Annotated in this window: 1 pseudogene; it reads right to left on the reverse strand. The window is 41.5% G+C overall.

Annotation, left to right across the window (positions count from 1 at the left end):
• Positions 1 to 229 (reverse strand): annotated as a pseudogene (locus ACFINO_RS10705) (phosphoserine aminotransferase); the annotation flags it as partial.

A 229-nucleotide genomic window follows, 5' to 3' on the forward strand; every position in this document is an offset into this window, starting at 1 on the left:
AGCTGCTGATGTTGCATCACAAATTGTCAATCCTGCACGCCTCTCTGGAATGAAATCTGCGTTAGGAATACGTACACCGGAAGTTGTCCCATTCCATGTAAAAACAACATCACGATCAAAATCCATTTGTGTTAAATCCGGCAGTTCTCCATAAGGAGCTTCAAAACGACGCACATCAGAAAGTTTTAATTTCTCAACTACATCTGTAATCCACCCTGAACCAAAGCTT

Origin of the sequence: Bartonella sp. AA83SXKL (assembly GCF_042196965.1) — a bacterium.
In the GTDB taxonomy this organism is placed as follows: Bacteria; Pseudomonadota; Alphaproteobacteria; order Rhizobiales; family Rhizobiaceae; genus Bartonella.